This is a genomic window from Anaeromusa sp., assembly GCF_028691475.1.
In the GTDB taxonomy this organism is placed as follows: Bacteria; Bacillota; Negativicutes; order Anaeromusales; family Anaeromusaceae; genus Anaeromusa.
Map to the genome: position 1 here is coordinate 1 of NZ_JAQUZF010000086.1, position 7,445 is coordinate 7,445.

A 7,445-nucleotide genomic window follows, 5' to 3' on the forward strand; every position below is an offset into this window, starting at 1 on the left:
CACAAAATGCTGCGGGTTTCCGTCTCTCTTCTGCAACCAGGCATGATCACAGCTCACAATATTTATAATAGCGAAGGCGTGCTTTTAGTTAGCGCTGACCGCGAGCTAGATGACCAGTATGTCGCCCGTTTAAAAACCCTGGGGCTGCGGTCGATCTATGTAAAAAACATGCTCTATAGCGGTCTAGAGCTGCCTGAAGACCTCCTGGAAGAAGATGATCGGCGTCTTTTAGTCAAGCAAGTCCAACAAGTATATAAAACCTTCCAGGAAAACGGTCAAATTGAAATCGAGCCTTTAAAACCGAGAATCAATCGCCTTGTCAGCGAAATCGTCCGCAATCGTCACATGATGGTACATTTTGTTGATTGTCGCACCAACGAAGACTATCTATACGCTCACGTTGTCAATGTGGCTATGATGACGGTTCTTGTAGCCGCCACTATGGAATTCAACGAAGAACGCCTGCGCGACCTTGCCATGGGAGCCGTCCTCCATGACATCGGCGAAATGCTGATCCCCGATGAAATACTAAATAAGCCCGGCAAGCTTACGCCTGCTGAATGGGATGTTATTCACAGCCATACTACCAAAGGCTTTGAAGCCTTGCGCAAAGTACGCGATTTATCGATTCTCTCCGCTCATATCGCTTATCAGCATCATGAAAATTTTGACGGCAGCGGCTATCCGCGCAAGCTTGCCAATGACGATATTCACGAATACGCTCGTCTTAGCGCCATTCCCAATATGTTTGACGCCCTCATCTCGGATCGTCCCCAGCGCCGCGGCTTTTTGCCCCATGAAGCTTACGAGCTTCTCATGACGCTGAGCGGTCGCTATGTAGACCCCTATTATTTGGATGCATTTTTGCGCACCGTTGCAATTTACCCCATCGGCAGCATTGTCCGCTTGGATAGCGGTGAATTCGGCATTGTCACTAAAGTGCTGCCCCGCCTGCAGATGCGCCCCACCATCAGCCTGTTAGCCGATCCGAACGGTCATCCCTACCCGACTCCCTTTGAAATGGATTTGACTAAAAATCTGACTACGCAAATCACCAAAGTATTGCGGGAAGAAGAAGTCCTCTTTCTTAGCCGCAGTTTTAAAGGGATTTGAATCCTACAGGGCCGCTTTGGAACATGGTTTCAAGCGGCCTTGATTACTCCTTTCGCGTCTTTCGTGTATTTCGTGTATTTCGCGACTCGTTATCAACACTGTAACTTCCGGTATATTTAGAAACCACTCTGCAAAGCGGTAGAAAGGCGGCGATTAACCTGGAATTCACAATAAAATTTGTCGTGTTCTTTCTGCTTCTTCCCTTCGCCTTTCGCAAGCTCTCACACATTATAGCCAACAGAATCATAAACTTAGACACGCTTCCCAAAATCATAGCCGGCTTTCTTTGGGGCTTGCTGGTTGCCGCCTTGTTTACGCACCTTATCGCGGGCATCCAAACGCTATTTATGATTTTCGGCTATATGTCCGGTTTATACTGCGCCGCTTTGTCGTACAAACGCGATAGTAAGACAGCGATGCTGCTAGCGCCAGCGAACATCGCCAGCTTGTTCACCTATGGCGCCATCGTTTTGGCGAGCCTATGGTTAAACAATAAGTAACAGACTCTATTACCTCTTCTTATTGCCGAAAGGAGCTATCCCCATGGAATGGTTGCTGAATCCGCAAGTCTGGATGGCCTTAATAACCCTAAGCGCCCTAGAAATCGTACTCGGAATTGACAATATAGTTTTCATATCCATTCAAGCAGGCAAACTGCCGGCGCATCTTCAGGCTAAGGCGAGACAGGTCGGCCTTGCGTTAGCAATGCTTACACGCCTTGCGCTGCTGTTTTCTCTTTCCTGGCTCATGGGACTCACCTTGCCGCTTTTCACCGTTTTAAACAACGAAATATCCGGCCGCGATTTGATTCTTATTACCGGCGGCTTGTTTTTGATTTGGAAAAGCACGATGGAGATTCACGAAAAGCTCGAAGGTGTCGAAGGACCTTCTTCTGTACAAGCTAAAGCCACTTTCAGCGCTGTGATTATTCAAATCTTGCTGCTGGATATTGTTTTTTCTCTTGATTCCATCATTACCGCTCTCGGCATGGCGGAACAACTGAGTGTTATGGTTGCAGCCGTAATCATTGCCGTTATTTTCATGATGATTTTCTCCGGAAAAATCAGCGCTTTTGTAGAGCAACATCCGACCATCAAAATACTAGCCTTAAGTTTTCTGCTTCTCATCGGCGTCGTGCTTATCGGCGACGGTCTTGATATGCACATTCCTAAAGGATACATCTATTTCGCCATGGCCTTCTCCGTCTTCGTCGAAATGTTCAACCTGAAAATCAGACAGAGTCATCCGGTCAAGCTTCATCAGCCGCACCTGCCGGAGGAGACAAAAGAACAAAAGGATTGAACAGGAGCCGCGAGGAGAATTGGAGGACTCGGCGGCGGGCTGCGAAAAGGCAACAGTTTAACATAAAAAAAGCGCCCCTCAGAGCCTGAGAGGCGCGTATTTACTGGTGACACACCGGGGAGTCGAACCCCGAACCTACTGATTAAGAGTCAGTTGCTCTGCCAATTGAGCTAGTGAGTCATTTTCTGCTAAAAAATCATTATGTTCTTTAGCACGCTATTAATTATACTCCTTCAAAAACAAAAATGCAACTTTCTTCTTCAATCTCTTCTTTTCTCGTTCATTCTCATTTTTCATCGTCTTCTACCTTAGGTTCATTTTGTTCTTCACGGCGTAAAACAAAAGCGCTTATTGCTTTAGCAATAAGCGCTTATTTTCTAATGGCTGGGGAGGAAGGATTCGAACCCTCGGATGCCTGAGTCAGAGTCAGGTGCCTTAACCAGCTTGGCTACTCCCCAATATAGTGGCTATCGAAAACCACAGATGTTATTGTATCCCTTTTTACATAGTACGTCAATAGAAAAATCATTTTACCGCAGGAGTAAACCGTTTCAGCCCCGAATAAGTTTACAATATTCCTGCTGAAAGGGGTTTCTATGAATACTACACGTAGTCTTACCCGCACCGCTCTGATCGCTGCGCTGCTCCTGACCGTTCAAGCCTTGCGCCTGCTGCTCCCTTTGCCGCCGTTAGCTTCGACACTGCTCATCGGCAGCCTCGTCAACGCCTGCTTGATTCTAAGCGCCGTCAGCGGCGGCTATCGCGGTCTGGCGGTTCTTTCTGTACTGGCGCCGCTTATCGCTTATTTGCAGCAGCTATTGCCGCTGCCGATTTTTATCCCCGTAGTGGCTGGGGGAAACTTTTTCTTTGGCAGCCTCTATCTTATATTGCAGCGCCAAAGCACTTTACTTAGTCTTTTAGTACCGCCCCTGGGAAAAATGCTGTTTCTTTGGGGCAGCGTTACTTTCCTGCTTTCCCTGCTGGCTTTGCCGGAGTTTTTGCAGCGCCTGCTGGGACTGCTCCTCAGTTGGCCGCAATTCATCACGTCTTTAGCAGGGTTGCTGCTGGCGCAATTGGTGCTAAAAAGACTGAAAACGAACAATTAAACAAGAGTAGCAAATAGGGCTGAACAAGAGAATCGGAGTCACGAGAGGGTTCGCATGAGGGAACGAAACACAGTTTCAATTTCAAATAACACGAGGAGATTGCTTCACTCGCAAACACAAAATCTAGTTAGATCGAATGATTCATAAAAAATTATTATTGCATTACTCATGGGTACCCTCCGATTCTCGTCGCGACTCTTGTTCAATTCCCGTTCTTTCTCTCTGTGCGAACCGCATCTCAGGCTCTTTGCGGCGAAAGCCCGCGTCAGTGGCCACATGGCGGCCGATGGCTTGAATTTTGCCGGTGATGCAGCCCCGACAGTGAGCGGGCGTATCGTTCACGCAGATTTTCCCCGGATACAAGGCGTACTGACGGCGATAGTCGCCTTCGGTGACATTGGGCATCACCACATTGGCCCCGCGCTGCAGCGCCAGGATTCTCCCTTGAGGGTGCAACGTTTCCATCGCGGTTGTGGCGGGAATATTGCTGTTGGGCAAAAGCAGACGCGTCAGCGCCATAACCCGTGTCGCCAGCTCAAAGGTACCGCCTGTCTCTTGCCCCAAGGGGGTATCTGCATTCGGAATGAAGGGTCCTATCCCCACCATGTCGGCATCCAGGCTCTGAAAAAACAAGATATCCGCCGCCAAAGAAGCCAGCGTCTGCCCAGGCAAGCCCACTAAACAGCCGGTTCCTACTTCATAGCCCAGCTCGCGCAAATCCTGCAAGCAGCGCAGGCGATTAGCCAAGCTCATCCCCGGGTCCAAACGTTCATACAGCGCCTGATCGGTGGTTTCAATGCGCAGCAAGTACCGGTCCGCCCCGGCTGCGCGGTAGCGCGCATACTCTTCACGGGATTTTTCGCCAAGGCTCAAGGTAATCGCCAGCCCCAACGCCTTAATCCGACGCAGCAGAGGCTCCATGATCTCCAGGGTATAATACGGATCCTCGCCGGACTGAAGAACTACCGTTTTATAGCCGTAACCGACCGCTTTAACCGCCAATCCGTAGATTTCTTCGGGTTCCATACGATACCGCTGCACCTGATGATTATCCCGACGAAGGCCGCAATAGAGACAGTTTTGCCGGCAAGTATTGGAAAACTCGATCAGTCCTCGCAAATGAACGCCGTCGCCCACCTGTTGGCGTCGCACACGGTCTGCCGCTGCAAAGAGCTTTTCCGCTGCTGCTTCATCAGCCGCCAGCAGTTGCGCCAATTCTTCTTGCGATAAAGTTTGTGTTTCTTCCGCTTGGTTGATTAATTTTTCCATAAAACGCTTTCTCCTTATAATAACGCAAGCAATACCGGGGCTGCTAAGGAAGTAAAGATGGCGGCGATTGCCATAGCCGAGCTGGCCATAGCTGCAGAAGCCTCCCCTTCCAAGAGCGCCATGCCGACCCCTTGCGCATGAGCCACAGTTCCCAAGGCCAGCCCCCTGGCCTCAGGCAGACGAATGCCGCACCACCGCAGCAGCGTCGGCCCCAGCGAGCCGCCAAAAGTTCCAGTAGCCACCACAAAGGCCACCGCCAGCGCCGGATCGCCGCCGGACAATTGCGCGATTTCAATAGCGATTGGCGCGGTTACCGATTTAGGCAACGCCGAAATCAGTACTGCTTGGCTTAAACCGCCCGCTTTCGACAAAAGCACCACCAAGACCATCGAGGTTAACGACCCCGCTGCTACACTGCTACCAATAGCCAGTCCGTGACGCCGCAAAAGCTCTCTGTTTTTATACAGAGGAATAGCCAAAGCCACCGTTGCCGGTCCCAGTAAAAAGGTCATAAATTCTTTGGCTGGTTCGTAGGCGCTGTAAGACGTGCCGGAAAGCACCAAAAGACTGATCATCAAGATAGTACCAAACAAAACCATATTGAACAAGGGATGTCCATAGCGAAAAAACAGCCAGCGACTCACTAAATAGGCGCCAACAGTCAATGCCGTAAACACCATAATCATCATTTCATTCATGTTCTATTTCTCCCTTGCAGCTGTTGAAATACGAAACCGGCAACCCAAAACGCCGCCACCGCACTGACTACGATGGTTACGGTCAGCGCCACGGCGTGCTGATAAAACAAGCCCGCCCAATTCATCAAGCCCACGGCAATAGGAATAAAGAAAAAGGTGATATGCCGCAGCAAAAAACCACCTGCCAACTCCAGCTGCTCCACCTTGACCACCCCTGCTGCCAACAGCAAAAATAGCAGCACCATTCCTAGCACATTGCCAGGAATAGGCAGGTGCAAAACTGCCGCCGCCTGATTACCAAGCCAGTAAATACACCAAAGAAAGAAAACCTGCCCGCAAAATTGATACGCTTGTTTCCACATAACTACCGCTCCTATACACCCTCTATATCTTCTACATCTAACAAATACTCTTATTCCATAATGACTTTCGTTTTCCCTTTCTACCATAAAAAAACAGGCTGACAACGCGCCCTAGTCCCCCGCGTTTGTCAGCCTGTTTTTACTTGCTGCTGGTAATGCCAATATTTAGTTCAAAGGAATAGCTGTCTGCGTTCACTTCGACAACCAAAAACTTCCCGTTGCTGATACGCGCCTTAAGGGCCTCCCCCACGACCAAGCTCGGCGGGGAAATATCAACAAGCAAGTTTTGCGAAGAAAAATGCGTCGCCGCATTGGCGATAATCATATTCACTAATTCGGAAATAGCGCTTTGGGCCATCTCATCCATCTGCGTTACCGGCATCCCCATCATCATGGTCGAAGCAATGCCTTTGGCAACCTCTTCCGTAAAGTTATACGCCAGATTGCCTTGCACATCTTGCGTTAAGCCGATCAACACCGTCACGCCCCGGCCTTCTACAAATTCTTCACCTAGGCGGATTTGCCCCCGCTCTACCGACTGAAAGCCAAGCTGCGGCAAGACCGTCGCCACGGCATCCACGAAGGGATTGATCATTTTTGCGTCCATCTGTTATTTCCCCCCTGCGAAGCCAATGCTCATGCGAATATCACCATACGGCGTCTGCGCCGTCATAATGTAAGCGTCTAATTTAGGATTGACAATGCTAATTTTCCGCCCGCAAAGAATGCTCGGCGGCGTCAGCCGCAGTTCCAGTTCTCGATACGTATTGTTTACAGAAGATACGCCATTGCCGCTGACAATATTGGCTAATTCCGCCATGCCGTTCAGCATGTCATCTTCCGACACTTCTTCGCAGCTAAGAATCATGCGTGTCAATTGCTGCGCCGTTTCCGCCGAACTATCCAAAATGACCCGGCCCTGTACCTTCCCGGTCAAACCAACTATTACCGCTACACCTTGTGATAAAAACTTGCTTTCGTTGTCCGGCTCAGTCTCTATCTCGCTTTCAACGCCAACCATGTAACTAAGGTTCTCTTGCAGCGACTGCTCAAAAAAAGCCAGGTATTTTTGGCACAAAGAGCATTCTTCCGCTTCTTGGCATACCTTGCGTATTAATTCTGCTAATTCTTCTGCTCGCGGCGGTTTCTGAATAAAACCTTTGATTCCGGCAGCATAGCCATTTGTCATTAGCGTTTCGTCTTTCATCGCGCTTACCATAACAATTTTGGCTGTCGGGTCCGCCGCCAAAATAGCCTTGCTGCATTCCAAGCCGTCCATATCCGGCAGCGTCATGTCCATGGTAACGACATCGGGTCTTAGTTCCCGATACTGTTCTAAGCCTTGCCCCCCTGTATCCGCATAACCGCAAACATCAAAACCATTCTTTTTCAACAGTCCCGTCATAATTTTCTGGCTAAAAGGCGAATCATCCACCACTAAAACACGCAAAGGGTTCATGCACCAATCACCTCAAATTCAGCCGACTTAAGGCTGTTATTTTCCATATTATTAATTCTATTTTTTCCGAAAAATTCCTGCTAACTACTCATGGCCGCTTCCCTAATTATAAGAAAAAGACGGGACCTTCGGCGCA

8 protein-coding genes and 2 tRNA genes are annotated in these 7,445 nt (G+C 49.3%); 3 read left to right on the forward strand and 7 right to left on the reverse strand.

The features are described 5' to 3' along the window. A partial coding sequence (locus PHF27_RS10735; protein WP_300069684.1) for an HD-GYP domain-containing protein occupies window positions 1–1,113 on the forward strand: 1,113 nt, incomplete at its 5' end. A gap of 543 nt (window positions 1,114–1,656) precedes the next feature. Further along, window positions 1,657–2,415: a TerC family protein gene (locus PHF27_RS10740; RefSeq protein ID WP_300069687.1), complete on the forward strand. Its 759-nt coding sequence runs from the start codon at window positions 1,657–1,659 to the stop codon at window positions 2,413–2,415. Between the two features lie 104 nt (window positions 2,416–2,519). Here PHF27_RS10740 and PHF27_RS10745 read toward each other — a convergent pair. After that, window positions 2,520–2,595: transfer RNA gene (locus tag PHF27_RS10745), tRNA-Lys, on the reverse strand. A 201-nt stretch (window positions 2,596–2,796) separates the two neighbouring features. Next, window positions 2,797–2,873: transfer RNA gene (locus tag PHF27_RS10750), tRNA-Gln, on the reverse strand. 138 nt (window positions 2,874–3,011) lie between these two features. Here PHF27_RS10750 and PHF27_RS10755 point away from each other — a divergent pair. Next, on the forward strand, window positions 3,012–3,521 hold the full coding sequence (locus PHF27_RS10755) for a hypothetical protein (RefSeq protein ID WP_300069690.1): 510 nt from the start codon (window positions 3,012–3,014) through the stop codon (window positions 3,519–3,521). 162 nt (window positions 3,522–3,683) lie between these two features. Here the strand turns inward: PHF27_RS10755 and hydE are convergent, their stop codons facing one another. The 5 genes from hydE to PHF27_RS10780 form a co-directional block, all read right to left on the reverse strand. Beyond that, window positions 3,684–4,790, reverse strand: coding sequence for a [FeFe] hydrogenase H-cluster radical SAM maturase HydE (gene hydE, locus PHF27_RS10760; protein WP_300069693.1), 1,107 nt, complete (start codon window positions 4,788–4,790; stop codon window positions 3,684–3,686). A 14-nt stretch (window positions 4,791–4,804) separates the two neighbouring features. Continuing rightward, window positions 4,805–5,488, reverse strand: a complete 684-nt coding sequence (locus tag PHF27_RS10765; RefSeq protein ID WP_300069697.1) for an LrgB family protein — start codon at window positions 5,486–5,488, stop codon at window positions 4,805–4,807. Next, window positions 5,485–5,850 (reverse strand): CidA/LrgA family protein, encoded by a 366-nt coding sequence (locus PHF27_RS10770; RefSeq protein WP_300069700.1) that lies wholly within the window; start codon window positions 5,848–5,850, stop codon window positions 5,485–5,487. Before PHF27_RS10770 ends, PHF27_RS10765 begins: the two co-directional genes overlap by 4 nt. 139 nt (window positions 5,851–5,989) lie before the next feature. Further along, the gene (locus tag PHF27_RS10775) at window positions 5,990–6,457 is read right to left on the reverse strand and encodes a chemotaxis protein CheX (protein WP_300069702.1); all 468 of its coding nucleotides are present in this window, start codon (window positions 6,455–6,457) and stop codon (window positions 5,990–5,992) included. Between the two features lie 3 nt (window positions 6,458–6,460). Further along, on the reverse strand, window positions 6,461–7,309 hold the full coding sequence (locus PHF27_RS10780) for a response regulator (protein WP_300069705.1): 849 nt from the start codon (window positions 7,307–7,309) through the stop codon (window positions 6,461–6,463). Between the last annotated feature and the right edge of the window lie 136 nt (window positions 7,310–7,445).